The sequence below is a fragment of the Nocardia sp. NPDC056064 genome, from assembly GCF_042266925.1.
GTDB lineage: Bacteria > Actinomycetota > Actinomycetes > Mycobacteriales > Mycobacteriaceae > Nocardia.
Genome location: NZ_JBHJWO010000001.1, coordinates 2,519,774 through 2,546,194, shown reverse-complemented (window position 1 = coordinate 2,546,194; position 26,421 = coordinate 2,519,774). Strand labels below are relative to the sequence as shown.

At 70.1% G+C, this 26,421-nt stretch carries 26 protein-coding genes; 6 read left to right on the top strand and 20 right to left on the bottom strand.

What is annotated here, in order from left to right; translation table 11 throughout:
* Positions 1-81: 81 nt before the first annotated feature.
* The 4 genes from ACFC06_RS11635 to ACFC06_RS11620 all read right to left on the bottom strand — a co-directional run bounded on the left by ACFC06_RS11635 (position 82) and on the right by ACFC06_RS11620 (position 5,014).
* Positions 82-1,482 (bottom strand): fatty acid desaturase family protein, encoded by a 1,401-nt coding sequence (locus ACFC06_RS11635; RefSeq protein WP_375929701.1) that lies wholly within the window; start codon positions 1,480-1,482, stop codon positions 82-84.
* A gap of 263 nt (positions 1,483-1,745) precedes the next feature.
* Complete coding sequence (locus tag ACFC06_RS11630; protein WP_375929700.1) at positions 1,746-2,876, bottom strand: ferredoxin reductase; 1,131 nt, start codon at positions 2,874-2,876, stop codon at positions 1,746-1,748.
* Between the two features lie 178 nt (positions 2,877-3,054).
* Positions 3,055-3,594 (bottom strand): DUF6912 family protein, encoded by a 540-nt coding sequence (locus ACFC06_RS11625; RefSeq protein WP_375935403.1) that lies wholly within the window; start codon positions 3,592-3,594, stop codon positions 3,055-3,057.
* A 10-nt stretch (positions 3,595-3,604) separates the two neighbouring features.
* The gene (locus ACFC06_RS11620) at positions 3,605-5,014 is read right to left on the bottom strand and encodes a wax ester/triacylglycerol synthase family O-acyltransferase (protein WP_375929699.1); all 1,410 of its coding nucleotides are present in this window, start codon (positions 5,012-5,014) and stop codon (positions 3,605-3,607) included.
* A gap of 247 nt (positions 5,015-5,261) precedes the next feature.
* Here ACFC06_RS11620 and secA point away from each other — a divergent pair, with 247 nt between their 5' ends.
* The 3 genes from secA (at position 5,262) to ACFC06_RS11605 (ending at position 8,841) form a co-directional block, all read left to right on the top strand.
* Positions 5,262-8,057: a preprotein translocase subunit SecA gene (secA, locus tag ACFC06_RS11615; RefSeq protein ID WP_375929698.1), complete on the top strand. Its 2,796-nt coding sequence runs from the start codon at positions 5,262-5,264 to the stop codon at positions 8,055-8,057.
* A gap of 116 nt (positions 8,058-8,173) precedes the next feature.
* Positions 8,174-8,440 carry a hypothetical protein gene (locus ACFC06_RS11610; RefSeq protein ID WP_375929697.1) on the top strand — a complete coding sequence of 89 codons (267 nt, stop codon included), beginning with the start codon at positions 8,174-8,176 and terminating at the stop codon, positions 8,438-8,440.
* Positions 8,437-8,841: a type II toxin-antitoxin system VapC family toxin gene (locus ACFC06_RS11605; RefSeq protein ID WP_375929696.1), complete on the top strand. Its 405-nt coding sequence runs from the start codon at positions 8,437-8,439 to the stop codon at positions 8,839-8,841. The genes ACFC06_RS11610 and ACFC06_RS11605 overlap by 4 nt, the downstream gene beginning before the upstream one ends.
* A 37-nt stretch (positions 8,842-8,878) precedes the next feature.
* Here ACFC06_RS11605 and ACFC06_RS11600 read toward each other — a convergent pair whose 3' ends face one another.
* Together ACFC06_RS11600 and ACFC06_RS11595 are read right to left on the bottom strand one after the other, a co-directional pair.
* Positions 8,879-9,196: a hypothetical protein gene (locus ACFC06_RS11600; RefSeq protein WP_375929695.1), complete on the bottom strand. Its 318-nt coding sequence runs from the start codon at positions 9,194-9,196 to the stop codon at positions 8,879-8,881.
* Positions 9,193-9,471 carry a hypothetical protein gene (locus ACFC06_RS11595; RefSeq protein WP_278263365.1) on the bottom strand — a complete coding sequence of 93 codons (279 nt, stop codon included), beginning with the start codon at positions 9,469-9,471 and terminating at the stop codon, positions 9,193-9,195. Before ACFC06_RS11595 ends, ACFC06_RS11600 begins: the two co-directional genes overlap by 4 nt.
* A 102-nt stretch (positions 9,472-9,573) precedes the next feature.
* Between ACFC06_RS11595 and ACFC06_RS11590 the strand changes: the two genes are divergently transcribed.
* Entirely contained in the window at positions 9,574-10,884 is a 1,311-nt protein-coding gene (locus tag ACFC06_RS11590; RefSeq protein ID WP_375929694.1) for a hypothetical protein, read from the top strand.
* Positions 10,885-10,917: 33 nt separating this feature from the next.
* On the opposite strand, the gene ACFC06_RS11585 is transcribed toward ACFC06_RS11590, so the two are convergent.
* The 6 genes from ACFC06_RS11585 to ACFC06_RS11560 form a co-directional block, all read right to left on the bottom strand.
* Complete coding sequence (locus tag ACFC06_RS11585) at positions 10,918-12,435, bottom strand: class I adenylate-forming enzyme family protein (protein ID WP_375929693.1); 1,518 nt, start codon at positions 12,433-12,435, stop codon at positions 10,918-10,920.
* Positions 12,436-12,462: 27 nt separating this feature from the next.
* Positions 12,463-13,218, bottom strand: a complete 756-nt coding sequence (locus ACFC06_RS11580) for a glycosyltransferase family 2 protein (RefSeq protein ID WP_375929692.1) — start codon at positions 13,216-13,218, stop codon at positions 12,463-12,465.
* A gap of 55 nt (positions 13,219-13,273) precedes the next feature.
* The gene (locus ACFC06_RS11575; RefSeq protein ID WP_375929691.1) at positions 13,274-14,293 is read right to left on the bottom strand and encodes an NAD-dependent epimerase/dehydratase family protein; all 1,020 of its coding nucleotides are present in this window, start codon (positions 14,291-14,293) and stop codon (positions 13,274-13,276) included.
* 286 nt (positions 14,294-14,579) lie between these two features.
* Positions 14,580-14,930: a hypothetical protein gene (locus ACFC06_RS11570; RefSeq protein ID WP_375929690.1), complete on the bottom strand. Its 351-nt coding sequence runs from the start codon at positions 14,928-14,930 to the stop codon at positions 14,580-14,582.
* A 17-nt stretch (positions 14,931-14,947) separates the two neighbouring features.
* On the bottom strand, positions 14,948-15,814 hold the full coding sequence (locus ACFC06_RS11565) for a hypothetical protein (protein WP_375929689.1): 867 nt from the start codon (positions 15,812-15,814) through the stop codon (positions 14,948-14,950).
* A gap of 6 nt (positions 15,815-15,820) precedes the next feature.
* The gene (locus ACFC06_RS11560; RefSeq protein WP_375929688.1) at positions 15,821-16,849 is read right to left on the bottom strand and encodes a 3-oxoacyl-ACP synthase III family protein; all 1,029 of its coding nucleotides are present in this window, start codon (positions 16,847-16,849) and stop codon (positions 15,821-15,823) included.
* A 196-nt stretch (positions 16,850-17,045) separates the two neighbouring features.
* On the opposite strand from ACFC06_RS11560, the gene ACFC06_RS11555 reads away from it, so the two are divergent.
* Positions 17,046-18,170, top strand: coding sequence for a cytochrome P450 (locus ACFC06_RS11555; RefSeq protein ID WP_375929687.1), 1,125 nt, complete (start codon positions 17,046-17,048; stop codon positions 18,168-18,170).
* Between the two features lie 52 nt (positions 18,171-18,222).
* Here ACFC06_RS11555 and ACFC06_RS11550 read toward each other — a convergent pair whose 3' ends face one another.
* From ACFC06_RS11550 to ACFC06_RS11520, 7 genes are all read right to left on the bottom strand, one after another.
* A complete protein-coding gene (locus ACFC06_RS11550; protein WP_375929686.1) occupies positions 18,223-18,933 on the bottom strand; it encodes a hypothetical protein in 711 nt (236 codons plus the stop codon).
* Positions 18,934-19,145: 212 nt separating this feature from the next.
* The gene (locus ACFC06_RS11545) at positions 19,146-20,534 is read right to left on the bottom strand and encodes an FAD-binding protein (RefSeq protein ID WP_375929685.1); all 1,389 of its coding nucleotides are present in this window, start codon (positions 20,532-20,534) and stop codon (positions 19,146-19,148) included.
* Between the two features lie 31 nt (positions 20,535-20,565).
* Entirely contained in the window at positions 20,566-21,222 is a 657-nt protein-coding gene (locus ACFC06_RS11540) for an ABC transporter ATP-binding protein (RefSeq protein WP_375929684.1), read from the bottom strand.
* Positions 21,222-22,106: an ATP-binding cassette domain-containing protein gene (locus ACFC06_RS11535; protein ID WP_375929683.1), complete on the bottom strand. Its 885-nt coding sequence runs from the start codon at positions 22,104-22,106 to the stop codon at positions 21,222-21,224. The genes ACFC06_RS11540 and ACFC06_RS11535 overlap by 1 nt, the downstream gene beginning before the upstream one ends.
* Positions 22,103-22,927: an ABC transporter permease gene (locus ACFC06_RS11530; RefSeq protein WP_375929682.1), complete on the bottom strand. Its 825-nt coding sequence runs from the start codon at positions 22,925-22,927 to the stop codon at positions 22,103-22,105. Before ACFC06_RS11530 ends, ACFC06_RS11535 begins: the two co-directional genes overlap by 4 nt.
* Positions 22,920-23,942 (bottom strand): ABC transporter permease, encoded by a 1,023-nt coding sequence (locus tag ACFC06_RS11525; RefSeq protein ID WP_375929681.1) that lies wholly within the window; start codon positions 23,940-23,942, stop codon positions 22,920-22,922. The genes ACFC06_RS11530 and ACFC06_RS11525 overlap by 8 nt, the downstream gene beginning before the upstream one ends.
* Positions 23,909-25,510, bottom strand: coding sequence for an ABC transporter substrate-binding protein (locus tag ACFC06_RS11520; RefSeq protein WP_375935400.1), 1,602 nt, complete (start codon positions 25,508-25,510; stop codon positions 23,909-23,911). The genes ACFC06_RS11525 and ACFC06_RS11520 overlap by 34 nt, the downstream gene beginning before the upstream one ends.
* A 70-nt stretch (positions 25,511-25,580) precedes the next feature.
* Here ACFC06_RS11520 and ACFC06_RS11515 point away from each other — a divergent pair, with 70 nt between their 5' ends.
* Positions 25,581-25,916 (top strand): ArsR/SmtB family transcription factor, encoded by a 336-nt coding sequence (locus ACFC06_RS11515; protein ID WP_375929680.1) that lies wholly within the window; start codon positions 25,581-25,583, stop codon positions 25,914-25,916.
* A gap of 13 nt (positions 25,917-25,929) precedes the next feature.
* Here ACFC06_RS11515 and ACFC06_RS11510 read toward each other — a convergent pair whose 3' ends face one another.
* Complete coding sequence (locus ACFC06_RS11510; RefSeq protein ID WP_375929679.1) at positions 25,930-26,376, bottom strand: hypothetical protein; 447 nt, start codon at positions 26,374-26,376, stop codon at positions 25,930-25,932.
* Positions 26,377-26,421 lie beyond the last annotated feature (45 nt).

Sequence of the window (26,421 nt, the reverse complement as noted above, 5' to 3'; positions counted from 1 at the left end):
CCGTAAGTTACGAGAGCGTAGGTTGGCGAATTCGAGCCCGGATTGTGTGATAAGTCCTATTGAAAAATCGAGATGGAGATGTTATCCGTCGCGACCGAGCCGCTGAGCGATCTTGTGCCGCAACGCGACCCGCTCGCCCCGCGCCCGCTCACCCAGCGCCCGCTTGGCCTCGCGCAACGCCAGCTTCTCCTGCCGCGCCCGGGCCTTGAGCGCCGTCTTGGCCTCGCGCAGCACCTCCTTCTCGTGCCGCGCCTTGAGCTCGAGGGTCACCTTCGCGTCGTGCAGCGCCGAACGCAGACCGAAACGCTTACCGGTCTCGGGATCCACCCGCAGCGCCTCCGGCAGCGCGATGCCGGCGAACTTGCGCTCCGAGGAGGTCTCCGGCGCGTCGTCGGCGGTGCGCTTGAGGAAACGGTCGGGCAGGGCCAGCTTGTGGATGGTGCGGAACGCCAGCAGATACTGCTTGCCCAGCGAACCGGTGGTGTAGGGCAGGTCGTACTTGTCGCACAGCTCGCGCACCCGCACCGCGACCTCCGGATACCGGTTGCTCGGCAGATCCGGGAACAGGTGGTGCTCGATCTGGTAGCAGAGATTGCCGCTCATGAAGGCCATCACCGGACCGGCCTTGAAATTTGCGCTGCCCAGCATCTGGCGCAGATACCACTCGCCCTGGGTCTCCCCGTCGAGCTGCTCGACGGTGAACTTCTCCGCGCCGTCGGGGAAATGCCCGCAGAAGATCACCGCGTAGGCCCACAGATTGCGCACCAGATTGGCGGTGGCGTTCGCCTTGAGCGTCGACTTCCATGCCGGACCCGTGATCGCCGGATACAGGACGAAATCCTTGACCACCTGACGGCCCGCCTTGCGGGCGAAATCCTTGTTCGGCTCCGAGAGCAGCTGCGTCGGCGGGACACCCGCCAGCTGCTTCTCGATGCTCAGATCGTGCAGCGCGATCCCCCACTCGAAGGTGGCGGCCAGCAGCAGATTCGCCGCGGGCTGCACCAGGTGCTTGGGTTCCCAGACCTCGTCGCGGGTCATCCGCAGGATGCCGAAGCCGAGATCCTCGTCCTTGCCGAGCACATTGGTATAGGTGTGATGGGAGTAGTTGTGCGCCCGGCGCCACTGCGCCGAGGTCCCGGTCATATCCCACTCCCAGCTGGTGGAATGGATCTCCGGATCGTTCATCCAGTCCCACTGCCCGTGGCTCACGTTGTGCCCGAGCTCCATGTTCTCGATGATCTTGGCCACCGACAGCAACGCGGTACCACCCAACCAGGCCCAGCGGTTACGGCTGCCGAACAGGATCGCCCGGCCCGCCACCTCGAGACCGCGCTGGGCGGCGATGGTGCGGCGGATATAGCGCGCGTCGCGCTCGCCGCGGGAGGTCTCCACCGAGCGGCGGATGGAATCGAGTTCTTTCCCCAGGGTCTCGATGTCGGCCGCCGTCAGATGGGCGAAGGCCTGGATATCGGTGATGGCCACCGGGGTCCTCTCTGTTGGTTGGCGGCTGGCGCCGCGTGTTCTCGGCCCTGGCGGGCCTCGATTCTTCCCTCCCGCCGGGTACTCCTTCGTCGCACCCTCTGGTCGGTCCAGAATCGAGGCGGGCCGAGAACGGGCGGCTACGCCGCTGTTCTCGGCCCGTTGTCACACGGATGGCGCAAGGTAGGCCCAGTCCAGCCTCAGTCGGCCGTCATCGGCCGATGCATGCTGTCGAGAGTACCTGCTCACAAGCGCGAAGGGGATCCTCAGATGTCGAGTGTGCAATCTCCGGCCGCCGCGGAGATGCAGGTCTGCACCTTGTCGCCCGGCTGACGTTCGTCGCCGTTGCGCAGGTCGCGGGCGTGCCCCGCCGACAGGGTGACCACGCAGGTCTGGCAGATGCCCATGCGGCAGCCGAAGGGCAGTTGCACGCCCACCGACTCGCCCGCCTCGAGCAGGCTCGTCGCGCCGTCGACGGTGAGGGTGCGGCCGGTGGTGCCGAAGGTGACGGTGCCGCCCTCGCCGATCGCGGAACGTTCCACCTCGAAGCGTTCGATGTGCAGCTTCTCGCCGATTCCGGCTGCCTTCCAATGCTGTTCGATGGCGTCGAGCATCGGGGCCGGGCCGCAGGCCCAGGTCTCGCGCTCGCGCCAGTCGGGGTAGAGCTCGTCGAGGCTCGCCAGCGAGAACAGGCCCTGGGAGTCGGTGAGCTGCAGGTGCGAGACGAAGCTGGGGTGCTTGTCGTGCAGGGCGCGCAACTCGGCGCCGAACATCACGTCGGCGTCGGTGGGGGCGGAGTGCACGTGCACCACATCGGTGACGCCGTCGCGGCGGTCCATGGTGCGCAGCATCGACATCACCGGGGTGATGCCGCTGCCCGCGGTGAGGAACAACACCTTGGCCGGCGGCGGCTCGGGCAGCACGAACCCGCCCTGCGGCGCGGCCAGGCGCACGATGGTGCCCGCGGCGACGCCGTTGACCAGATGCCCGGACAGCTTGCCCTCGGGCATGGCCTTCACCGCGATGGAGATCAGCCGCTTGCTGCCCTCGCCGGTCCAGTCCGGCGGGCAGGTCAGCGAGTAGGAGCGCCAGTTCCAGCGGCCGTCGATCAGGATGCCGATGCCGATGTACTGGCCCGGCTGGTACCGGAAGTCGAAGCCCCAGCCCGGCTTGATCACCAGGGTCGCCGAGTCGGCGGTCTCCTTCTGCACCTCGACGATGCGCCCGCGCAGCTCACGTGCCGACCACAGCGGGTTGGCCAGGTGCAGATAGTCGTCGGGCAGCAGGGGAGTGGTCACCCGGGCGACCGCGCCACGCAGCACGTTCAGCTTGCCGCCGCGGTCGGCGACCTGCGCGGCCGGTGCTTCGAGCCATTCCCGGAACTTGTTCATGACCATGCTTGCCGTTGTCTCCTGTGCCTTTTCGCGGCTGGCGCCGCTGGTTCTCGGCCCTTTGGGCCTCGATCTTCCCTCCCGGCGGGCACTCCTTCGTCGCACCCTCTGGTCAGTCCAGATCGAGGCCGGCCGAGAACCGGCGGCTGTCGCCGCCTGCTGCCAGGTTACGGCATCGTAGGTTTCACAGCAGATCGAGCAGGAAAGGCAGCTCCTGGGTGGCGTACCAGGCCAGCTGGTGGTCCTCGGCGTCGCCGAGGACGAACTCCGCGTCGGGATCGCCCAGGTCGGCGGCGTCGATCACGTCGACGGCCTTGGCGACCTGCGGTTCGGCCTCGGCCAGGTCGACGTGCACCGAGGCCACCTTGTCGTAGCTCACCGGCCCGGCCAGCTTCACCACCGCGTCGTCCAGGTCGGGCCGCAGCTTGGCGCCGGTGACGTCGGCGGCGATGACCGCGCGCCGGTAGATCGGGCTGCCGGGTTCGGCGGACGCGGCCTCGTCGTCGGGGTCGGTGTCGCCGTCGCGTTCGGCCGCGAGCAGGCGCAGCGAGGCGCGGGCGGCCTCCTGCATGGCAACCTCGGCGAGTTCGTCGTCGTCACCGGCGGCGTAGGCCTCGCGCAGCGCGGGGGTCACCGCGAAGGCGGTCGCGCCCAGCGGGAAGAACTCCCGTTCGTCGACGAGCGCGCGCAGCATCGGGATCGTCGCGGGGATATAGACGCGCATCTTGCCGTTCTCAGAGACAGGCACCGAGCAACTCCTCCATCGATTCGTGCACCGAGGCCGCGAGGACATCGATGTCGGCCATGGCGTCGCGGTCGGCGTTGAGTCCGTAGAAGACCTGACCGTCGTACGAGGTGAGCCCGAAACTCAACGTCTGATTGCGCAGCAGCGGCGATACCGGATACATCTCCAGCATGCGCGCCCCGCCGATGTACATCGCGGTCTGTGGTCCCGGCGCGTTGGTGATCACCAGGTTGAACGTGTTGTCGGCGAAGGTACTCGCCGCCCGCACACTCATCGCGTGCAGGCTCGCCGGGGCGAACCCGGCCAGGTGTACCAGCGTGCGCGCACGCACCCGTTTGCGCGCGCGCCCCGCGGCGTCGGTGGCGTGCGAGATGTGCGACAGGCGCATAGTCGGATTCGGTTCGCCCACCGGCAGATCGATGAGGAACGAGGACACCTCGCTGGCCGGGGTCAGCTGGTTGTCGCCGTCGACGTAGACCGACATCGGCACCACCGCGCGCAGATTCGTCGACTCCACCAGCGCCTCGTTGCGCGAGAGCAGCCAGTTGCGCAGCGCGCCGGTGACCACCGCCAGCACCGTGTCGTTGATCGAGCAGTCGAAGTGGCGCCGGATCTTGCGGTAGTCCTCGAGGTCGGTGCGCACCACATCGAAGCGGCGGCTGCGCGAGGTGCGGGTGTTGAGCAGGCTGTCGGGGGCGCCGGAGGTGGCCGCGCGCACCGCGTTGGCCGCGGCCTGCATCGCCATCCTGGTCCCGCGGACCACGCCGAACGCGCTGGACCCGGCGTCGCGCACCACCTCGTAGGCTTCGCGCGGCTGGGCGGCCAGCTGCGAGAGCGCCCCGGCCAGCAGTTCCACGTCGGTGGGTTCGCGCGGCGCGCGCCAGGCGTCGTCGGCCAGTTCGCGCGGCAGTGGGCTGTTGTCGAGGATCACGTGGCCGATCTCGAGCGCGGTGTCGCCGTCGACCAGGGCCGAATGCGATTTGGTGAACACCGCGCTGCGCCCGTCGGACAGGCCCTCGATCAGATACATCTCCCACAGCGGGCGGCCCTGGTCGAGTGGGCGTGAGGCCAGCCGGGCGACCAGGTCGTAGAGCTGTTCGTCGCTGCCGGGACCGGGCAGCGCGGAGCGGCGGATGTGGTAGCTGATGTCGAAGCGGCTGTCCTCCACCCACACCGGCCTGCCCATCGCCAGGGGGATCTCGCGCACCTTGCGGCGGTAGCGGGGGACCAGCGGCAGCCGGGATTCCACCAGGTCGGTGAGGCGTTCGTAGTCCAGGACCGGACCGCTGACCCCGGGCGCGGTGTTCTGCAGGATCGCGAGAGAGCCGATGTGGATCGGGTTGCTGCTCGATTCGAGCCGGTAGAACGACGCGTCCTGCGGCGTCAATCTCGTGATCACGCGCTCCGCTGCTCCTTCCGGCGCCGTATCCGCAGATCGGGCACGCGCTACATCCTACGTCACACCAGGTGAACAGCGGTGCCCGGCAAGGCCGCTCGGCGGGCGGGTTGACCTGGGCCGATGACAGCGCCTGGTACACCGGGCACCGGTGCACCCCGCCGGGTACGGTGGTCTGCGGACTACCATGGCCCACAACACTGTGGCTCACCAGCCGACCCACACTTCGACCAGAGGACTGACGAGACCCGTGCCTGCGCTGACACTGACGAGGTTGCTACGGATTGGTGAAGGCCGCATGGTCAAGCGGCTGTCGAACCTCGCCGACGAGGTCATCGCGTACGGCGAGGAGATCGAACAGCTCACCGACGACGAGCTGCGCGCCAAGACCGACGAGTTCAAGCAGCGCTACACCGACGGCGAGACCCTCGACGACCTGCTGCTCGAGGCCTTCGCGGTGGCCCGCGAGGCGTCCTGGCGCGTGCTGAACCAGAAGCACTACAAGGTGCAGATCATGGGTGGCGCGTCGCTGCACCTGGGCAACATCTCCGAGATGAAGACCGGTGAGGGCAAGACCCTGACCTGTGTGCTGCCCGCCTACCTCAACGCCCTGTCCGGCGAGGGCGTGCACGTCGTCACCGTCAACGACTACCTGGCCAAGCGCGACGCGGAGTGGATGGGCCGCGTGCACCGTTTCCTCGGCCTCGAGGTCGGCGTGATCCTGGGCGGCATGACCCCGGCCGAGCGCCGCGTGGCCTACCACGCCGATGTCACCTACGGCACGAACAACGAGTTCGGCTTCGACTACCTGCGCGACAACATGACCCACTCCCTGGACGATCTGGTCCAGCGCGGGCACAACTTCGCCGTGGTCGACGAGGTCGACTCCATCCTCATCGACGAGGCCCGCACCCCGCTGATCATCTCGGGCCCGGCCGACGCCTCCTCCAAGTGGTACGCCGAGTTCGCGCGCATCGCGCCGCTGCTGAAGAAGGACGTCCACTACGAGGTGGACATCAAGAAGCGCACCATCGGCGTGCACGAGGCGGGCGTGGAGTTCGTCGAGGACCAGCTCGGCATCGACAACCTCTACGAGGCCGCGAACTCCCCGCTGGTGAGCTACCTGAACAACGCCATCAAGGCCAAGGAGCTCTACACCCGCGACAAGGACTACATCGTCCGCGACGGCGAGGTGATCATCGTCGACGAGTTCACCGGCCGCATCCTGGTCGGGCGCCGCTACAACGAGGGCATGCACCAGGCGATCGAGGCCAAGGAGAAGGTCGAGATCCAGCCGGAGAACCAGACCCTGGCCACGATCACCCTGCAGAACTACTTCCGCCTCTACGACAAGCTCTCCGGCATGACCGGTACGGCCGAGACCGAGGCCGCCGAGCTGCACTCGATCTACTCGCTCGGTGTCGTCCCGATCCCGACCAACAAGCCGATGGTCCGCAAGGACCAGGCCGACCTGATCTACAAGTCGGAAGAGGCCAAGTTCAACGCCGTCGTCGACGACGTGGTGGAGCGTCACGAGAAGGGCCAGCCGGTCCTGATCGGTACCACCAGCGTCGAGCGCTCGGAATACCTGTCCAAACAGTTCACCAAGCGCGGCGTGGCCCACTCGGTGCTCAACGCGAAGTTCCACGAGCAGGAAGCCCAGATCATCGCCGAGGCCGGTCGGCCCGGCGCGGTCACCGTCGCCACCAATATGGCCGGTCGTGGTACCGACATCGTGCTCGGCGGCAACGCCGACATCATCGCCGACATCCTGCTGCGCAAGCAGGGCCTCGACCCGGTGAACACCCCCGACGAGTACGAGGCCGCCTGGCATTCGGCGCTCGAGCAGGTCAAGAAGCAGACCGAGGACGACGCGGAGAAGGTGCGCGAGGCCGGTGGCCTCTACGTGCTGGGCACCGAGCGCCACGAGTCGCGCCGTATCGACAACCAGCTGCGCGGCCGCTCCGGCCGTCAGGGCGACCCGGGCGAGTCCCGCTTCTACCTGTCGCTGGGTGACGAGCTGATGCGCCGCTTCAACGGTGCCGCGCTCGAGGCCATCATGACCCGCCTGAACCTGCCCGACGACGTGCCGATCGAGGCCAAGATGGTCTCCAAGGCCATCAAGAGCGCGCAGACCCAGGTCGAGCAGCAGAACTTCGAGATCCGCAAGAACGTCTTGAAGTACGACGAGGTGATGAACCAGCAGCGCACCGTCATCTACGGCGAGCGCAACCGGATCCTGCGTGGCGAGGACATGGAGGGCCAGGTCCAGAACATGATCACCGACGTGGTCACCGCCTACGTCGACGGCGCCACCGCCGAGGGTTATGTCGAGGACTGGGATCTGGACAAGCTGTGGGGCGCGCTCAAGACGCTGTACCCGGTGAGCCTGGACGCCAAGGAACTCGCCGGCGAGACCGCCACCGGTGACGCCGGTGAGCTCACCCGCGACGAACTGCGCGAGGCCCTGCTCGACGACGCGCACACCGCCTACGAGAAGCGCGAGCAGGAGATCGACGGCCTCGCGGGCGAGGGCGCGATGCGCAACCTCGAACGCCAGGTGCTGCTCTCGGTGCTGGACCGCAAGTGGCGCGAGCACCTCTACGAGATGGATTACCTCAAGGAGGGCATCGGCCTGCGCGCGATGGCCCAGCGCGACCCGCTGGTCGAGTACCAGCGCGAGGGCTTCGACATGTTCGCCGCGATGCTGGAAGGTCTGAAAGAGGAGTCGGTCGGCTTCCTGTTCAACCTCCAGGTCGAGGTCCAGCAGCCCCAGCCCGAAGGCGTCTCCATCGACAAGGGCCTGCGTTCCCCGGTCGGCGCCCGCCCCCAGGACGCGGCCCCCACCCAGGCCCCGCCCGCCCTGCGCGCCAAGGGCATCGACGAGTCCACCCCCCGCGGCCTGAACTACTCGGGCCCCGCCGAGGACGGCCGCGCCGAATCCCACTCCGACGCCCAGGAATACGGCGGCCGCGAACAACAGGCCCCCCGCCGCTCCCGCCGCGAAGCCGCCCGCGCCGAATCCAAGGGCAAGCGCCGCCGCTGACCCCGCGACCCGACGAAGGCCCCCACCCCGGTGGGGGCCTTCGCCCGTTTCGGCTACTTCTCGCACCTGCCTCATGCATGTAGTCATGCATGCATGTCGCATGTACTATTGCATGCATGGTTGCTTTGCAGATCCGCGACGTCCCGGAGCCCCTGCGTGACCAGCTGGTCGCGCTGGCCCAGCGCCGTGGGCAGTCCCTCCAGGCCTTCCTGTTCGACCTCATCCGCGACGAGGCCCGCCGCCAGGACAATATCGCCGTCCTCAAACAGTTCAGCCCCGTCACCTGGGACATCGCCTTCCCCGCCCGGGACATCCAGGTGGCCCTGGACGCCGAACGGGCAGAACGAGATTCGACCCTGACCGGCGGGGAGGTGGTCGAGTGATCGTGGTCGACGCCTCGGTCTTCGCCCACGCCCTCCTGAACCCCGGCCCCCTGGGCGAGCGCTGCCGCACCGCCCTCGAAGCCGATAACCGCTGGATAGCCCCCCAGCACTGGACCGTCGAGGTCCTCTCCGTGATCTGCCGCTTCACCCGAGCGGGCACCCTCACCCCCGCCCAAGCCGCCCGAGCCGTCACCGCCCTGGAAAAACTCGACCCCGAAGTCCCTGTCACCCGCGTCCTGGTCCCCGGAATCTGGGAACTCCGCGACAACCTGACCGCCTACGACGCCGCCTACGTCGCCGCCGCGGAAGCCTACGCCTGCGAACTACTCACCACCGACACCCGCTTGTCCAAAGCCCCGGGCATCACCTGCACGGTACGAGTGTTGAACGCCGAGGACTGAGCGCGAACCCGCAGAGCGCCGAAAGAGGCCCGGACCGCTAGGACGCTCGGTGGATGGGGTGGACGCGGGACAGGGCTCGTTTGGCTTCGGCGAGGGAGATGAGCTGGTCTTCGTCGTCGATGTCGGCGACTGCCGCTTCGGCCCATTCGCGTAGGAGGGTGGAGACGCCGACGCGGCGTTCGTCGGCGAGGTCTTTGAGGCGCGAGTGCAGGGCAAGGGGGAGGCGGATCGAGGTGGTGACCATGATGTCCTCGTTGGCGGGCAGGCGTGGTGGGGCGTCGGCGGCCGCGTCGGAGAAGGTCAGCCGATCCATGAAATCGGCGAGTTCTTCTTTGCTGGACGGAAGATCGCTCATGATCGGTTCCCACTTTCCCACTGCTCGAATTGCGCCAGTTCCTCGGCGCGCATCGCGCGTGCGCCGATGATCACCCACGTCCAGTCGTCGCGCTGCCGTGTGACCACGATCAGCGGGCGTCCGGCCGTGGTGCGCCCCCACACCGTCAGCACGGCCACCCGGCCGTCGAAGGCCGGGCGTGGCCACCGTTGTGACGCTGCGAGGACCTGCCGAACCTCGCGGGGTTCGATGCCGATCAGGTGAGCGATCGCCCAATCAGGCCACTCGAAACCCATCAGTCCATAATACGCATGTAGTACCGCCGGGCGGAAGCGCCGCCCACCGGCTCGCGGCTACGCTCGCAGGAGCTGGTTGCCGAGGAACGGGAGGCCGCGAAGGTGCGCACCGAGGTGGTCCGCCCGCTGTCGGCCTCGGAACGGTGGTTCTGGCTCGTCGATCAGCTCTCGCCCGCCAACTGTGTGGTCCGGTTGCGGGTGCGCGGGGCGATCGGGCCGTATCGCCTGGAGGACGCGGCCGCCGCGGTGGTCGCGGAGTTCCCGCTGCTGCGCACGGTCGTCGCCGACGGCCCGTGTTTCGTTCCGTCACCCGACCCGCACATTCCGGTGCTGCACCGCGTCGTCGGCGATCCCGGCGACTGGCACGCGGTCTTCGACGAGCAGCTCGCCGAACCGGTCGACCTGACCACCTCGCCCGGCCGGATCATCGACTTGGTCTGGCGCCCCGGCACATCCGAGGAACAGCACGATCTCATCGTGGTGCTCTCGCACGTGCTGCTCGACGGACGGTCGATGGCCGCGCTGGGCTGGCGCCTGCTCGCCTACGCCTTCGGCGCGCCCGCCCCGGCGATCTCGCGTCCACCGATTCCGCCGCCCGACGACCTGATCCCGCCGCGCCACACCCGCCTGCCGCGCTGTCTGCGCACCAATCTCACCGGTCAGCTCACCGCGGTCCTGCGCCGCGCGGTCGGCCTGCCCGGGACCGCGCCGCCGCTGCCGGTGCGGCGCACGCGCACGGTGATCCGCACGATCGAGGGCCCCGATCTCGCCGCCCTGCGCGCCCGCTGCCACGAGTCGGGTGTCACCGTGAACGCCGCCGTCGCCGCGGCGCTGGCCCACGGCCTCGGTGGGCTGTCCCCGCGCGGTTCCGGGGTGGCCGGGATCGGCATTCCGGTGGACGTGCGGTCCCGCCTGGAACCGGCCCCGGACGAGGACGAACCGGGCATGTTCACCGCCGTGGTCCCCACCTTCGTCCCCTTCGGCCCGCCGCACTCGCTCTGGGATGCCGCGCGCGACGCGAAAGCCCAGCTGACCCGCCGCCTGAACCGCCACGCCGACCTCACCGCACTGGCCGCCATCCGCTACGGCTGCCCCCGCTCCCTCGAATCCGGCAGGCGCGCCATCGAACTCATCGACCGCCGCGCCCCGTGGAACGTCACCCTGAGCAACCTGGGCAGGCTCACCCCGCCACCGACCCCCGAACCGATGGACCTCACCGACCTCACCGTGGCGGGCACCAACTCCTGCGCCAGCGCCCTCACCGTGGCCGTCGCCACGCTCGACGACACCCTGTCGATGACGTTCTGCTACGTCGACGACCTGCTCCCGCGCCCGGATATCGAGGCCCTCGCCACGAACACACTGCACCTGCTCACCGCCGAGGCCGTGCATCAGCCCCGACCGGCGCGCTGACCCGCCTGCCGGTCGCGACGACCGGCGTGCGGGTCAGGCGAGCATGCCCCGCACCAGTTCCCGCAACGCCCCCCGATCGGGCTTGTTCGTGCGCCCGCTGACCGGAATCCGCTCGACCACCACGATGTCGTCGGGCACCGCCGAGACATCGATGATCTGCGGCAACCGCGCACGCAGCAGCCCGGCGACATCGCCCGCGTCCGGCTCGGCGACCACCGCCAGCACGATCCGCTCGTCGCCGATCTCGTCGGCCAGCCCGACCATGATCGCCTCGCGCACCCCGTCGATCGCGGTGATCACCGGTTCGTAGAGGCCGGGGTAGATATTGGTCTTGCCGCGGATCATCATGTCCTTCTTGCGGCCGGTGAGCACGAGCTGGTCGCCGTCGAAACGGGCCAGGTCACCGGTGGCGACCTCACGCAACGGCTCGTGACCGAGGTAGCCGCGGCACAGGTTGGGCCCGGCCAGCACGAGTTCGCCGTCCTCGGCGATGCGCGCCCGCACGCCGCGCACCGGGGTGCCGAGCAGGTCGCCGTCGTGGGCGAGCTTGGCCGCACCGGTGGCGACGGCGACCGGCAGGATCTCGGTCATCCCGTAGATGGCGAGGAATTCGGTGTCGGGCAGTGACTTCCGGGCACGGCGCAGCAGGGCGGTGGTGACCGGCGCGCCGCCGAGGGCGACCTGGCGCAGGTGCGGCGGCGTGCTCAGCTCCCCGGCCTCGATGGCGTCGAGGGCGAGGGCGAGGTCGGCCGGGGTGTAGAAGGCGTGGGTGGCGCTGCGCAGCTGGGCGGTGAACCGCACCGGGTCGATGTGGGTGCCCAGGCGCGGGTAGCGGGGCAGGGCCCAGCGCGCACCGGCCATCAGCGCGGGCAGGCCCATCATGAGCTGCTCGGTGTGCAGGAACGCGCCCGGCGCCAGGCTGGTGCGTCCGCCCATCGCGGCGAGCCCGGCGCTGAGCGAAGCACGGGTGTGCACAACGGCTTTCGGGTCGTCGGTGGTGCCGGAGGTGAACACGATCAGCGCGTCGGCCTCGGGGTCGATCGGCGGCAGGGTCGTGGTCTCGGCGCCACCGGTGAAGCGGCGCAAGGGTTTCGAGCCGAGCGGGGTCCCCGGCAGCCAGGGACCGCTGTGCAGATGTCGCACCGGCAGCGCGCCGAAGCGGGGGAGCGCGAGGCCGCGCCTGCGGCCGAGGCCCGCCAGCGGACCGCTCACCGCGTACAGCAGCGATTCCGTTGCGGCCCAGGTGGGTTCGACCAGTGAGACGCGGGAGGCGAACAGTTCGGGGCCGACACCGGGATCGACGAAGACGATTGTGCCGCCCGCCGCGATGGTCCCGAAGATCAGCAGCACCGAGGACACCCCGGGCCGGATGGAGAACAGCATCCGGTCGCCGGGCCGGAACCCGGCCACCCGCAGATTGTGCGCCACCCGCCCGACGGTCTCGACCAGTTCGCGGTAGGTGAGCGCGCGTTTGCCCACGGTTCCCAGCGCCGAGGCGTCCGGTATCCGTTCGGCGTGCGCGGCCAGGCGGGCCAGGAAGTCGGTGGTCACGTCACATTCCCCCTCGATGCTGCCGTCTCACCGGATGTCGACGACGTCGGGACGATAGCGGTGATCGGCGTACCAGGCCAGTGTCTTGCGGATTCCCCAGGCGCGCACGCGCCGGTTGGAGCCGTGGACGCGCACGTCCCGGCGCAGGCCGTAGTCGGTGGTGATGGTGCGCACGGCATTGACCAGTGCGCGGTCCTCGTGCAGGTCCTCGATGGCGGTGCGCGGGAAACCTCCTGCGGCGACATACAACTCGGCGGTGATCGCCATATTGCAGCCGGGGGTCATCACGTACGGGCCGAGGTATCTCGGGTCCCGGTTGCCCGAGCGCACCTTGCCGAAGGCGGAGGCGAGCTCGAGGGCGACGCGGATGATCGTGCGGTCCAGCCAGGACACGCCCTCGTCGGTGCGGGGGACGAGCTGCCCGCTCACCAGGCGCAGGCCGGAATCGAATCCGGCCCTGATCCGCGCGGTCCAGTCGGGGGCGGGCAGGCAGTCGGCGTCGGTGCGCGCGAGCAGGGTGGCGCCTTGCGCGATGGCGTAGCGCATGCCGGTGTCGGCGGCGGCGCCGGTGCCCTTCTGCGCCTCGGTGATCACCTCGATGCGCGGCAACGGATACCGGGCGGCGAACTTCTCGACGATCTCGACGGTGCGGTCGGTGGAGGTGTTGTCCACGACGACGACCGCGAAATCGGTGTCGTGCTGGGCCGCCACCGCCTCGAGGGTCGCCTCGATGCCGCGTTCCTCGTTGAAGGCGGGGATCACCACCCACAGTGCCGGGGTCATCGCGCGCGGACTTCCGGCGGGCGCAGTGGCGCTCGTGGTGTGTTCCGGTGGTAGTTCACAGGTCCTCCAGCAGCCGGTCGAGTCCGCCTGTCGCGGTGACCCATTCGTGGAACCGGTTCAAGCCCTCGGCGAAGGACAGTTCCGGTCGATAGCCGAGTTCGCGTTCGGCGCGCGAGATGTCGTAGGTGGCCGAGCGGGTGACCAGCGCGACCGCGTAGCGCGACAGCGGCGGCGTCCACCGCTGCGCGACCGCCGGAATCCGCCAGACGGCTTCGATCGCCGCCAGCGCGCCGCCGACTACCGGGGCGGGCAGGGCGATGCTCGGCCCGGTCAGGCCGAAGCGCGCGGCCACCGCGTCCAGTGTCGGCCAGACCGGCACCGGTTCGGCGTCGGCGACGAAATACGCGCGGCCACCGATATTCTCGGCCGTCAGTGCCAGTGTGACCGCCTGCACGAGATGATCGATGTAGCACAGCGACGCCCACACCTCGCGTCCGCCGGACAGGTCGGGCAGGCGCCCGGCCCGCAGTTTCGCCAGCAGCTGCACGACCGGGCCGCTGCGGTCACCGGGGCCCCACACCGCGCGCGGGCGCAGGGAGCAGGTGGTGAATTCCGGGGTGTCGGCGGCGAGTACCAATTGCTCGGCGACGGCCTTGGTCTCGCAGTAGCTGTTGAGGAATTTCGCCGGGTACGGGACCGTCTCGTCGATGCCGAGCTGATCACCGCCGTCGGGTGCCATGAGCGCGCTCGGGCTCCCGATGAACACGAACCGCGCGACCCCCGCCGCCGCGGCCTCCTGCATCAGCCGGTCCGTCCCGGCCACATTCACCGCGAAGAACTCCGCGGGCCGCCCGAACTCCCCGAGCAGCGCGGCCGCGTGCACCACCGCCTCCACCCCGGACACTGCCCGCGCCAGCGCCGCCGCGTCCCCGAGATCGGCCACCGCCACCTCGACCCCACCGGGCGCCGACGCCCCCTCCCGCACCATCGCCCGCACCCCTACCCCGCGCGCCACCAGCCCCCACACGACCGCCCCACCGACGAACCCGCTCGCCCCCGTCACCAGCACCGTCATCGCGCCACCCTACGACGCCACCCCGACATCGCCCCCACCCCACCACACCGACCAGCACCCGCCCAGCACCCACCGTGCCGCCCGGCGTCTGGGCAGTGCCCGCTGTGCTGACCGGCACCCAGATAGTGCCCCACGCGTTGGCTGGCGCCTGCCCAGCGCCGGCGAGGCTGGCCGGCGCCCGAACGGTGCTTACTGCTGCATCCCTCATAGACATCTCGCGCCGGAGCCCACGACATCCCCTCGGCGACCGATCGCCCAGAGGAGTCGTGCGGGTCCGGCGTCGTGCTCATCGAGGATCGAGGGTCTTCCACCAGGTCGCGCCGAGCAGCATCGTCATCGCCGTGGCCCGGCCGGGGGTGATGCCGCGGGCGGCGGCTTCGCGGCGGGCGGCGGGCACCTGGGCGGCGTGCACGACGGTGCTCAGGAACGCGTCGATCCAGAAGATCGCGCGCAGCGGACGGGAGCGGAACGGGCGGATCACGCCGATGGCCAGGAAGATCCAGCCGATGATCGGGATCGACCGCAGCGCGAGCACCAGGGTGCGGTCGGGCGCCTGCGCGCGGTGGCGGGCGCCACCGGTCTGCGCGGGCCGCACGGTCCAGGTGTCGTCGTCGACCAGGTCGGGAACGGCATGCATCGGTCGGCTCGGCTTGGTCACTGCACTCCCAGTCCTCGGTAGGTCACGGCGGCCGCGGTCGGCCCGCCGTCGGCGGCCACGAACAGCAGCGGCCGCCCGGTCGCTCCGGCATCCCTGGCCGCGACGAAGGCGGCGGTGAGCGCGGAGGTGTGGGCGTCACCGGCGAAGTCGTCGGTGATCACGGTGTCGATGCCCAGTTCGGCGGCCAGGGTCGCGGCGAAATCCGGGGTCGGCTTGCCGCACAGCAGCACCACGCTCGTGGCGTCGAGGCCGTCGGCGGCCAGGGCCTCGCGGGCGGCGGTGGCGGCGTGCTCGACGAGTTCGGCTGTGCCGGTGGCGAGTTCGACGGTCATCGAGGAGCGGCCCTCGGTACCCATGGCCGAGAGCGTGACGTAGCCCTGCGGATCGGGCAGCGTGTCACCGGCACTCACGTGCACCCCACCGAAACCGACGGCGTCGCTGTGGTTCTCGAGCACCAGCGCCGCACCCACCGGCTCGAAGGCGAAGTCCGCGTCGGCCCGCTGCGACGGGTGCGCGTCGCCGCTCACCACCACCACGTGCCCGTTCGGCAGATCGGCCAGCAGCGACGATGCCACGCCGACCGCGTTCACCAGCCCGCAGGCCCCGTTCATCAGGTCGAACGACAGGCACGGCAGCTCACCGGCGCGATAGTCCAGCCCGATCCCGGCGGCCTGCTGGATCAGGGCCGCGACGGCCGGTTCCACGAGGTTCGCGTCGCGGTAGACCCCGACATTGATCAGCGCGTCGACCTGTTCGGCGGTACAGCCCGCGCCGGTCAGCGCGGCACGCGCGGCCTCGGCCGCCTGACCCACCGAGCTGACGCCGCCGGACTGCGTGACGGCCGAAGAAATGATGATTCCCATACTGTCCTATACCCGAAGTTCGCCGATTGTCACCGACAGGAACCCGGCGACCACCCCGGAGGCGGCGGGCACCAGCAGCACCTTGGACCCCGGTGCGATCAGGCCCTGGCGCAGTGCGTCGTGCAGCACCACGAAATGCGAGGTGGAGGCGGTGTTGCCGTAGCGGTCGAGCACCGCCAGCTTCGGCGGCATCAGCGCGTCGAATTCGCGTTCGGCGATCTTGTCGATCAATTCGACCGCCGGACCGCTGAATTGGTGGTGGATGAGGTAGTCGTAGCCCTCGTCGGCGAAGCTCGTGCCGCGCGCGGCGAGGAACTCGCGCTGACGCGTGGTCCACAGCAGGTAGCGCGATTCGTTGTGCATGGCGCGGTTGTCGGTGTAGAGGGCGACGCCGGGGCCCTGGTCGCTGGGCATGCCCAGGCACAGTTTCGCGAAGGCGGCGCTGGTGTTGAGCTCCACGTAGTCCAGGCCGGGGCCGTCGGTGCTGTCGAGCACCACGGCCGCGCCCGCGTCACCGACGGTGAGCGAGGCGAACTGCGGGTCGTACTTCTGCGAGATCTCGCGCACCGCGGTGTCGGAGATCGGGGTGATGCACTCACCGGAGACGACCAGGCCCCTGCGCACGGCACCGGAGCGAATCATCCTGTCCAGCACCAGGACTCCGGTCATCATCCCGGCGCAGGCATTGGACACGTCGAAGTGGATGGCGCGGCGGGCGCCCAGCGCGTTGCGCAGCGTGAGCGCGAAAGAGGGTTCGAAGCAGAAGTCCTCGCCGCGGGTGCGGGTGATCGAGCAGGAGATGATCACATCCAGGTCGGCGGCCTCGTAGCGGGAGTTCGCGAGCGCGCCGCGGGCCGCCGCCAGGGCGATGGTGAAGGAGTCCTCGTCGTGGGCGCGCACCCGGCGCGCGCTGACGCCGCTGACCTTCTCCAGATCCAGCGGCGCATCGACAGCGAGCTGACGCATCAGCTCCGCGGTGGTCACTTCCCGGGCCGGCAGATACGCGCCGACAGCTTCGATTATCGAGTTCACCATGGCATTCACACTTCTTCGAGGTCGCGCGATGGACAGCCCACCATCAGCGCATCCCGCCGATCCTAGTCACAGATCTTCACTATTCGGTCACGGTCAACTAGATTCTGCCGGGGTGTGGAGTGCCGCTCGTCGTCAGGAACTCGCCCTTCTCGCCGCAGGTCAGCCGTGGCTACCGGGGTTACTGCTGCTGGGGAGGGTGGCGCGGCCGATCCGTAAGGTCCCTGGACTGGGCTGGTTCGTCGCCGATCCGCTCGTGGCGCGCCAGATCTACAACGACAGCACGCACTTCAGCATCGTCTCCGAGGGCGCGGCCGGGCACTGGTGGGCGCAGGTCATCGGCGAATGGGTCGAGGACCTGTTCGAGGGTCCCGGGCACACCGCGCTGCGCGCCAAGGTGCGCGATCTGTTCACCCTCACCCACACCGACGCGCTGGTCCGGCGGGTGATCGGGCCCGACCTGGACGATCTGCGCGACCGGCTGGCCGCGGGCGAGACCGTCGACATCGCCACCCGCGCGCAGATCCTGGTCGGCCGCAGCGTCTCGGACCTGGTCGGCATGCGCCCGGTCGACATCGCCGCGGCCATCGGCGGCGACCCCGACGCCGACCAGGACGCGCTGTTCCTGCGGCTGTTCCACCATGTCGAAGAGCTGGTGAACCTGGGTTTCGGCACGATGGCCTCGACCACCCTCGACCCGGTCGCGGTGGCGCGCGCCAGGGAGCTGGCCACCCAGCTGGCCGTCAACGTGCCCGACGCCTACGCCCGCGCCGACCCCGACACCACCCTGGGCCGCTGCCGGGAACTGGGGCTCGAGGTCGAGCACGCGGCGGGCCTGGCGATCCTGATGGCCGTGGCGGGCACCGACACCCTGGCCAGCGCGATGACCAGGATGGTCGCCATCCTGCACGACACCGGCCAGCATCGCGCGCTGCTCGCCGCGCCCGACCGGATCGCGGACGCGGTGCGCGAGACCTTGCGCGTCACCAGCCCGGCCTATCTGGTCGGGCGCTCGGTCACCGCCGATGTGCGGGTCGCCGACCGGGACCTGCGGGCGGGCGAGCACGTCAAGATCCTCACCTGGACCATCAACAACGCCGTCGGCGAGTTCCGGGTGGACCGCGACTACGTGCCCGAGACCCGTCAGCTCTGGTTCGGCGGTGGCAGGCACCTGTGCCTGGGCGCCCAGCTGGTGCATTCGGAACTGACCGCGCTGCTGGAAGCGCTCACCGCGGCGGGCAGGCCGTGGGAGATCGTCGAGCGGCGCTATCGCCGCAAGGTCTTCATCCCCACCTACCGGACCCTGCGCATCCGGCTGACCTGAACGGCGAGAACCCCGCCCACCAGCGTGGACGGGGTTCTCGGTGCGCGCGGGACTACTGGTTCTCGGGCGCGTTGATTCGGTTGTGGAAGCCGATGCCGACCACGATCGCGGCGGGCACACCGGTCAGCACCAGACCGGCGGCGGCACCCAGCGGGATACCGATGGCCGCACCGGCCAGGCAGCCGGCCAGACCGGTCGCGCCACCGAGGTCGAGCACCGGGATGCCAAGGACCAGGCCGCCGATACCGCCGATGACGCAGCCCGCGCCACCGCCGACCAGCGTGCCCACCAGGGTGCCGATCGAGGTGATGATGCCGAACTGGGTGGCCGCGGCCGAGACGGCGTCGTCGAAGGCGTCCTGGCGCACGACCGGCTTCAGCGCGGCCGGGCGGGCCGCGGCGGCCTCGGTGCGCGGGGTGAGCAGCGCGCGGGTGCCGTCGATGGCGGCGTCGATCGGGTACTCGAGGTCGTCGATGGTGTAGGCCAGCGGCAGCGCGGCGACGACATTGCCCTGGTCGTCGCGCACCTGGAACTGGTTGTTCTCGGTGGTGAGCGAGCCCGCGTCGGTCTCGACGACGACGGCGTCGCCCTCGATGCCGGTCTTCCATCCGATGCCGGGCAGCACCTGGTTCACGCCCTGCTCGACGCCGTCGAGGAAGGCGGGGATCGGGGCGGGCGCCGGAGCGGCGTGCGAGGTGCCGGTGGCGACCCCGAGCGCGGCGATGACAAGTGCGGAGGTTGCGGCAACCTTGCTGAACTTCATGAATGCAGTCTTTCCCTCAATGGCGGTGCTCCGGGGGGAGCGCAGGCCCTCGATCGAGCACCCATGAGCAAGTGTCCAACTCAATGTTGCCGAAAAGTAACTTAAAATGTCCTGAGAAGCCGAAACGGACAGTGATCTGCGTCATCGCCGATGAAATTCATTTGCCGGGAATGGCTTTCGGGCGAATTTTCGGAATCGTGATCTGCGGCACGTCAGAGTCCGGTCAAGCGCAGCCGCCGGGACATATCCGAGGCGAACACCCCCTCGGGATCGACCGCGTCGCGGATCCGCCGCCATTCGTCGAGCCGGGGATACATGGCCGCGACCATGGCGGGTGAGGTGCGCGAGTCCTTGGCGAAATAGAGCCGCCCGCCCGCGTCCAGCACCCGTTCGTCGAGGGCCGCGCACATCCGGTCCAGACCCTCGGCGAGGGTGAAGTCCAAGCTCAGCATGAATCCGGGGTGCGGCCACGACAGCGGCGCCGGATTGCTCGCGCCCATCCGCTTGAACACATTGAGGAACGAGTGGTGCCCCGATTCGGCCACGAACCGCACCGCCTCGGCCAGCTGCCGCTCGGCGCCGAAGGGCATGGAGAACTGGTACTGCAGGAATCCGCGCCTGCCGTAGGCGCGATTCCATTCCCCGAGCAGATCCAGCGGGTGATAGAACTGCGTCAGATTCTGGACGCGCCCGCGGGCGCGGCGCGGGAACAGCCGATGCGCCGCCTCGGCGGCGATACGGGTGGTGACCCCGTTGACCATTCCGTTGGGGAAGATATCGGGCACGGTGAACAATTGCGGCGCATCGAAATTCAGCGGGCGGTGCCGCAGTTTCACCGGCAATTGATCCACTGTAGCCAGCGACCCGCGGCTGAATCCGGCGCGGCCGAGTTTCGGTCCGGTGGAAATGGTGTCGGGCACCGACATCGAATAGTCGTAGCCGTCGTCGGAGCCGCCGGTGAGCAGTTCCATCGTCTCGTCCAGGTCGCGGGTGCGGTCGTTGTCGACGAGGAAGTACGCGGTCTCGGTGTGTTGCAGCCGGATTCGCGCGCCGGTGACGATGCCGGTCAGGCCCATCCCGCCGACGGTGGCCCAGAACAGGGCCGCGTCGTCGCCCTCGGGGGTGAGGGTGCGCAGCGCGCCGTCGGCGGTGAGCAGGTCCAGCGACACCACGTGGTTGCCGAAGCTGCCCTGCGAATGATGGTTCTTGCCATGGATATCCGAGGCGATCGCCCCGCCGACGGTCACCTGCCGCGTGCCCGGCAGCACGGGCACCCACAGCCCGTGCGGCAGGGCGCGGCGCATGAGGGTGTCGAGGCTGACGCCCGCGTCGACGTCGACGATCCCGCTGCCGGGGTCGATGTGGTGGACGCGGTCCAGCGCGGTCATGTCGATCACCAGGCCACCGGCGTTCTGCGCGGGATCGCCGTAGCTGCGCCCGAGCCCGCGCGCGATCACCCCGCGCGGTCCGGCGGTGCGCACCCGTTCGGCGATCACCGCGAGATCCGGGGTGCGCAGCACCTCGGCGACGGTGGGCGAGGTCCGGCACCAGCCGCTCAGGCTGCGTCGGGTGGTGCGGGATTCCTGCGGCGCGAAAGTCACAGGGGCTCACGCTAAGAGCGGTTCCTGAGACCTACCTGAGGTATTCGTGCGGTTCTTGCGGAGATCCGTGCAGGGCCCCGGCGCGCAGCTCGGTCACCCGGGTGCAGGCGACGTCGAGCAGGGCGTGGTCGTGGCTGATGAGGACGACGCCGAGGCCCGTGGTGGCGCGGTCCATGACGAGGCGGACGACGGTGGCGGTGGTGGCGGCGTCGAGCATGGCGGTGGCCTCGTCGAGGACGAGGTAGCGCGGCTGCTGGGCCAGGGCGCGGGCCAGGCAGGCGCGTTGGAGCTGGCCGTCGCTGAGGGCGTGCGGGCGGCGGTCGAGCAGGTCGGGGGTGAGGCCGACCTCGGCGGCGAGCGCGGGCAGGTCGGGGGTGGGGGCGCGGCGGATGACGGCGGGTTCGGCGATGATCCGCCCCAGGGTGAGCTGAGGATTTGTGGCGGCGCGTGGTGACTGGAAGACCATGGCGACCGCGCCGCGCCGCTGTCGCGGGGACTGGCCGTCGCAGGTGATCCGCCCGGCGGTGGGGGTGAGCAGCCCGGCCAGCGCGCGGGCCAGGGTGGTCTTGCCCGAACCGGAATCGCCGGTGATGCCGACGATCTCGCCGGGCTCGACCCGCAGGTCCACCCCGCGCACGACCGGTGCGGCCGGGGCGTAGCCCACGGTGACGGCTTCGGCGGCGAGCATCAGGACCTCGGTTCGCGGATCAGGCGCTGCGCGCGCGGGGTCAGGGTGGTGGGTGTGCCCGCGTAGGGGCAGATCTCGGACAGGTTCGTCAGGGCGCGCGGCGGGTGCGGGAGTGGGCGCAGGCCGCGTTCGGGCAGGGCGGCGAGCAGGTCGCGGGTGTAGTCGTGCCACGGGTCGTCGAGCACCTGGGCGGCGGGGCCGACCTCCATCAGCCGGGAGGCGTACATGACGGCGACGGTGTCGGCGATTCCGGCACGCAGCAGGTGGCCGAGGTCGTGGGTGATGAGCAGGACCGCCGCACCCCGGTCGGCGCATTCGCGCAGCAGGGCGCCGATCTGGTCGGTGCGGACGCGGTCGAGTCCGGCGGTGGGTTCGTCGGCGACGATCACCGCCGGGTCACCGGCCAGTGCCGCCGCGACCGCCGCGCGCTGGGCCATCCCGCCGGAGAGTTCGTGCGGGAACCTGCCGAGGGCACCGGGTTCGAGTCCGGCCCTGGCCAGCAGGTCGGCGGGGTCGTGGCCGGTGCCGAGCGCGGCGATCGTCTCGGCGAGCTGGGAGCCGATCGTGCGCACGGGGGTGAAGTGGGTGCCCGGCGACTGTGGGACCAGCGCGATGTGGCGGCCCCGGTAGGGCTGCCGGTCGGTGCGGACGTCGAGGGTCCGGTCTGCGAGGTCGAGGCGGATCGATCCGGTGGTGACGGCGTGCGGCGGCAGTACACCCAGGATCGCGCTCGCGACGATCGACTTCCCGCACCCGGATTCACCGGCGAGCGCGGTCACCGTGCCCGCCGGGACGTCCAGGGAGACCTCGGTGACGGCGTGCACCACCTCGCCCGGGCGGACCGGTATCCGGACGGTGAGCTCCTCGATGGTCAGTCCGGTCATCGGGGCATCCTCGACGGTTTCGGTGGCAGCAGCAGGGTGCGCAGCGAGGACCCGGCCACGGCCACCGCCACGGTGGTCAGCACCAGGAATCCGGCCGGGAACAGCAGCGTCCACCAGCCGCCCAGCAGCAGGGAGGTCCTGGCCTCGGCGAGCAGGGTGCCCAGGCTCGGTTCGTGCGGGGGCAGGCCGAAGCCCAGGAACGACAGGGTCGACTCGTGCCAGATGGCGTGGGGCAGCAGCAGTACCACCGCGATCAGCGCCTGCGGGGCGACCGCGGGCAGCAGATGCGTGCGCAGCAGATGGGTGCGGCTCGCGCCGGCCAGCACGGCTGCGGCGATGTAGTCGCGCTCGCGCAGGCTCAGGCTCTCGGCCCGCACGATCCGCGCGACCTGCACCCAGTGGGTGAGCCCGATCGAGAGCACCACCGCCGCCACATTCCCCCGGAACAGCGCCACGATGACGATGCCGAGCAGCAGATGCGGCAGCGCGTTGGCAGTGTCAGCGCAGCGCATGATCACCCGGTCCACCCGGCCACCGGCCAGCGCCGACACCGCCCCGACCAGTACGCCCAGCACCGTCGACAGCGCGGCCGCGCAGGCGGCGACGAGCAGCGAGGTGCGCAGCGCTGCCGCGATCCGGACGACCAGCGAGCGCCCGGCGGCGTCGGTGCCGAACAGCCACTGCCCCGAGGGTGCCTGGCGGGCGGTCGCGAAATCGGTGAGCCGCTCGTCGACCCCGGCCAGCCACGGCACGAGCACCGCGTAGGCCACCACCGCCAGCAGCACCGCGAGCGCGGCGTGCAGCCGCCGCCGCTCAGCCATCGGCCCGCACCCGCGGATCCAGCAGCACCACCGCGATATCGGCGAGCAGCGACCCGAGCATGACCGCGCAGGTGGTGCCGACGGTGAGCACCGCGAGCAGGGCCATGTCCAGATCCTGGGCCGAGCGCACGAACGCCCCGGCGATGCCCGGCCAGGAGAAGATCTCCTCCACCAGCACCGCGCCCACCACCACCTCGGGCAGCCGGACGCCGAGAATGGTCACGAACGGCGCCAGCGAGGTGGGCAGGATGTGCCTGCGGGTGATGGTCGCGGAGTCGATGCCCCGGGTCGCCGCGCCGACGACGAAATCCTCGGCGCGATTGCCCGCCACCGATTCGCGCACCGCCAGCAGCAGCCACGGCAGTTGCGAGAGCGCCAGTGCCGCGGCGGGCAGCACCAGATGCCGCAGCACCTGGGCGAGATCCGGATCGGCGCCCGCGTCGGTGAGCCCGGCGGGTGGCAGCCAGCCCAGCCCCACCGCGAACACGGCGATCGCGGCCAGCGACACCACGAACGGCGGCAGGCCCTGCAGCACCACACAGCTCGCGGCGACCGCCCGGTCGACCATCCCGCCCCGGTGCATGCCCGCCCACGCGCCCACACTCAGCGCCAGCGCGACGGCCACGGTCATCGCCACCGTCACCAGCAGCATCGTCCACGGAAGCCGTTGGGCGAGTAGCTCACCCACCGGCTGGGAGAACCCGCGCGAGGTGCCGAGGTCGCCGTGAGCCAGATCGGCCAGCCAGCGCCCGTACAGCTGATACCAGGGCAGATCCAGGCCCAGCTGATCGGCGAGCAGGGTGCGGTCGGCCGCGCTGGTCGACTCGTAGCGCGCGCCCAGATACCCGACCAGCGGATCGAACGGTGACACCGCCGCCGCCGCGAACAGCGCCGCCGACACCGCGACCAGCACCGGCACCAGCACGAGCACCCGCCTGCCCGCCATGGCGGCGATCCCGCGACCGCGCCACCGGCCGCGCGTCACCGGCGCGACCAGGTCTGCAACGACCACCACGGACCCCAGGTGACCCCGTGCGCGTGCGGTTCCAGAATCGGGCCCGAGGTGTTCCAGCCGGAGTCCTTCACCACATAGGTGTGATCCAGGTGCACCAAGAAGACATGGCTGGGCGCCTGGACGTAGCGGTTCTGCACCGCCCGGTACGCGCCCGCCCGCACCGCCGGATCGGTACTGCGGCGGGCGAGATCGAGCTGGGCGTCGATCACCGGATCATCGGTGCGGCTGGCATTGTCGTACGGGCTGCCCGTGCCGAGATCGGGCGAGGGGGAGTGCAGGGTGTTGTAGACCTGGGTGTCGGGATCGTAGGGCTCGTCGCCGCCGCCGAGCAGGATGCCGTCGCGGGCGATGCGCGGCTCGATCCGGTCCCACGACAGCGCCTCCAGATCGACCTCGACCCCGACCTTGCGGGCATCGGAGACGAAGGCCAGCGCGAGATCGCGGCGCAGGGTGTCGGTGGAGTTGTACATCACCGTGAACCGTGCGCGCACACCGTCTTTCGCGCGCACACCGTCGGCACCCGGCCGCCAGCCCGCGGTGTCGAGGATCTGCTCGGCGCGGGCCCGGTCGAAGGCGAACACGGCGGCCGGGTCGTGCGCGTCGCCGTAGACCTCGGGCAGCGGCGTGTAGGCGGGCCTGCCGTAGCCGCCGAGGATGTTGTCGATCATCGCCTGACGGTCCACCGCGTGATTGAGCGCGAGCCGGATCGCCGGATCACCGGCCACCGGGTCGGCGGCGGGCATCGAGACGCCGCGCCAATCGGCGGAGGTGTTGGCGCGCACGGACATTCCCGCGCGACCGTCGAAGGTGGCCGCCAGCAGCGGAGGCAGGGAGGTGCCGTCGAGTTCGCCCGCGGCCGTGCGCTGGGCACGGGTGTTGTCGTCGGGGACGTAGAGCAGGGTCAGACGCTTGACCGAAGGCGCCCCGCCCCAATAGTTCTCGTTCGCCTCGAAGATGGCGCGAGTGGGTTCCAGGGTGGTCAGCCGGTAGGGGCCGGTGCCGATCGGCGCGGAGTTGAGCGAGGATTCGGTGGCCGGGCCGGGGGTGGCCACCGACTCCGACGGGACGATGCCGATCAGCAGTTTGGTGGGGAAGGCGGCGTAGGGGTGACGCAGGGTGAAGCGCACCGCGTGCGCGTCGAGGGCCTCGACCTCGTCGATCATCGTGAACGAGGAGCGGACCTCCGAGGCCGAGGCCGGGTCCAGGATCGCGCGGTAGGTCGCCACCACGTCGGCGGCGTCGAAGTCCGAGCCGTCGCTGAAACGCACGCCCTCGCGCAGTGGCGCGGTCCACACCGTGGCGTCGGCGTTCGGTGTCGGCAGCTCGGTGGCCAGCGCGGGCGTGAAGCCGGGCATGCCCGTGCCGCCGCTCAGGCGCAGCAGACCGTCGTAGACCTTCGCCTCCCCGGCGGCGCCGTACCCGGCCACCGGGTTGTAGCCACCCAGCTCGAAGGCGTCGGCCAGCACGATCGCGTCCGGCGACCCGCCGCTGGGCGCCCCGCACCCGGACAGTGAGATCGCCAGCGCGAGCGCCGCTCCCAGCGTGCACAGCGGCCTGACCCGTAGCATTCCCACTCGCCCAACTCCTGTTTATCTGAACAGATGGACAGATGATAGGGGAGCTACACTGAACCCCGCCATGGGAGAGCCACGCACACTGGACGGATCGCCGGTCGAACTCGGCCGTCGGGCGATCGGTGACGTCGAGATCCGGGCCTGGGCGCAGCGCTTCGACCTGCTGTCGGACCCGAGCCGGCTGGAGATCCTGCTGTGTCTGCACCGGGCGCCGGGCATCAGTGTGGGGGAGCTGGCGGCCGCGCTCGGGCGCAACGAGAACGCGATCTCCCAGGCGCTGCGGGTGCTGCGTCAGGAGGGCTGCGTCGAGTCCGCCCGGTCGGGCCGCACGGTGACCAACCGGCTCGCCGACCCGGTCATCCACGAGATCCTGCACACCATCGGCGCCCAGCACGCCTGAACGCCGGTGCGGCTCAGTCCGATCCGGGGCGCACGATCATCAGCACCACCACCGCGGTCCACAGCAGGTTGTAGATCCCGGCGAGCATGGACAGCTGACGCAGGCGCTTGCCGTCGTCGGGTTCGTCGAGGGCCAGGCGCTGCAGCGGATGGATCTGCACGGCGAGCAGGCCGCCCGCGATGGCGGTGGTGATCATGGCGGTGGTGATCCAGATCTCGTTCATCCGGCCCTGGATGGTGGCCAGCACGATGCCGATCACCGGGACGATGATCGCGAGTTTGGCGTAGTTGCCGGTGATCCGGTGCATGGCGACCGCCACCGACCGCGAGCGCACCGACTCCGAATCCGGCGCCTCGCCGGTGACCGGGGCGTAGCGCGGGAAAAGGCTGGTCGCGACCGCCGATCCGCCCACGAAGACGATGCCGGCCACCACATGCACCGACAGCAACAGATGTTCCACGAACTGCTCCCTCCGACCTTCAATGTGATTGAAGCCTAGCTCGAG

What these genes read in the sequence shown, in the direction of transcription:
- ACFC06_RS11610 (WP_375929697.1), top strand. Translation starts at nt 8,174, where the DNA reads ATGGTTGCTTTGCAGATCCGCGACGTCCCGGAGCCCCTGCGTGACCAG.
- ACFC06_RS11625 (WP_375935403.1), bottom strand. Translation starts at nt 3,594, where the DNA reads ATGCGCGTCTATATCCCCGCGACGATCCCGATGCTGCGCGCGCTCGTC.
- ACFC06_RS11630 (WP_375929700.1), bottom strand. Translation starts at nt 2,876, where the DNA reads ATGGTCATGAACAAGTTCCGGGAATGGCTCGAAGCACCGGCCGCGCAG.
- ACFC06_RS11540 (WP_375929684.1), bottom strand. Translation starts at nt 21,222, where the DNA reads ATGCTCGCCGCCGAAGCCGTCACCGTGGGCTACGCCCCGGCCGCACCG.
- ACFC06_RS11515 (WP_375929680.1), top strand. Translation starts at nt 25,581, where the DNA reads ATGGGAGAGCCACGCACACTGGACGGATCGCCGGTCGAACTCGGCCGT.
- ACFC06_RS11530 (WP_375929682.1), bottom strand. Translation starts at nt 22,927, where the DNA reads ATGGCTGAGCGGCGGCGGCTGCACGCCGCGCTCGCGGTGCTGCTGGCG.
- ACFC06_RS11570 (WP_375929690.1), bottom strand. Translation starts at nt 14,930, where the DNA reads ATGCATGCCGTTCCCGACCTGGTCGACGACGACACCTGGACCGTGCGG.
- ACFC06_RS11565 (WP_375929689.1), bottom strand. Translation starts at nt 15,814, where the DNA reads ATGGGAATCATCATTTCTTCGGCCGTCACGCAGTCCGGCGGCGTCAGC.
- ACFC06_RS11535 (WP_375929683.1), bottom strand. Translation starts at nt 22,106, where the DNA reads ATGACCGGACTGACCATCGAGGAGCTCACCGTCCGGATACCGGTCCGC.
- ACFC06_RS11575 (WP_375929691.1), bottom strand. Translation starts at nt 14,293, where the DNA reads ATGACGGTGCTGGTGACGGGGGCGAGCGGGTTCGTCGGTGGGGCGGTC.
- ACFC06_RS11550 (WP_375929686.1), bottom strand. Translation starts at nt 18,933, where the DNA reads ATGAAGTTCAGCAAGGTTGCCGCAACCTCCGCACTTGTCATCGCCGCG.
- ACFC06_RS11520 (WP_375935400.1), bottom strand. Translation starts at nt 25,510, where the DNA reads ATGCTACGGGTCAGGCCGCTGTGCACGCTGGGAGCGGCGCTCGCGCTG.
- ACFC06_RS11600 (WP_375929695.1), bottom strand. Translation starts at nt 9,196, where the DNA reads ATGAGCGATCTTCCGTCCAGCAAAGAAGAACTCGCCGATTTCATGGAT.
- ACFC06_RS11560 (WP_375929688.1), bottom strand. Translation starts at nt 16,849, where the DNA reads ATGGTGAACTCGATAATCGAAGCTGTCGGCGCGTATCTGCCGGCCCGG.
- ACFC06_RS11580 (WP_375929692.1), bottom strand. Translation starts at nt 13,218, where the DNA reads ATGACCCCGGCACTGTGGGTGGTGATCCCCGCCTTCAACGAGGAACGC.
- ACFC06_RS11595 (WP_278263365.1), bottom strand. Translation starts at nt 9,471, where the DNA reads ATGGGTTTCGAGTGGCCTGATTGGGCGATCGCTCACCTGATCGGCATC.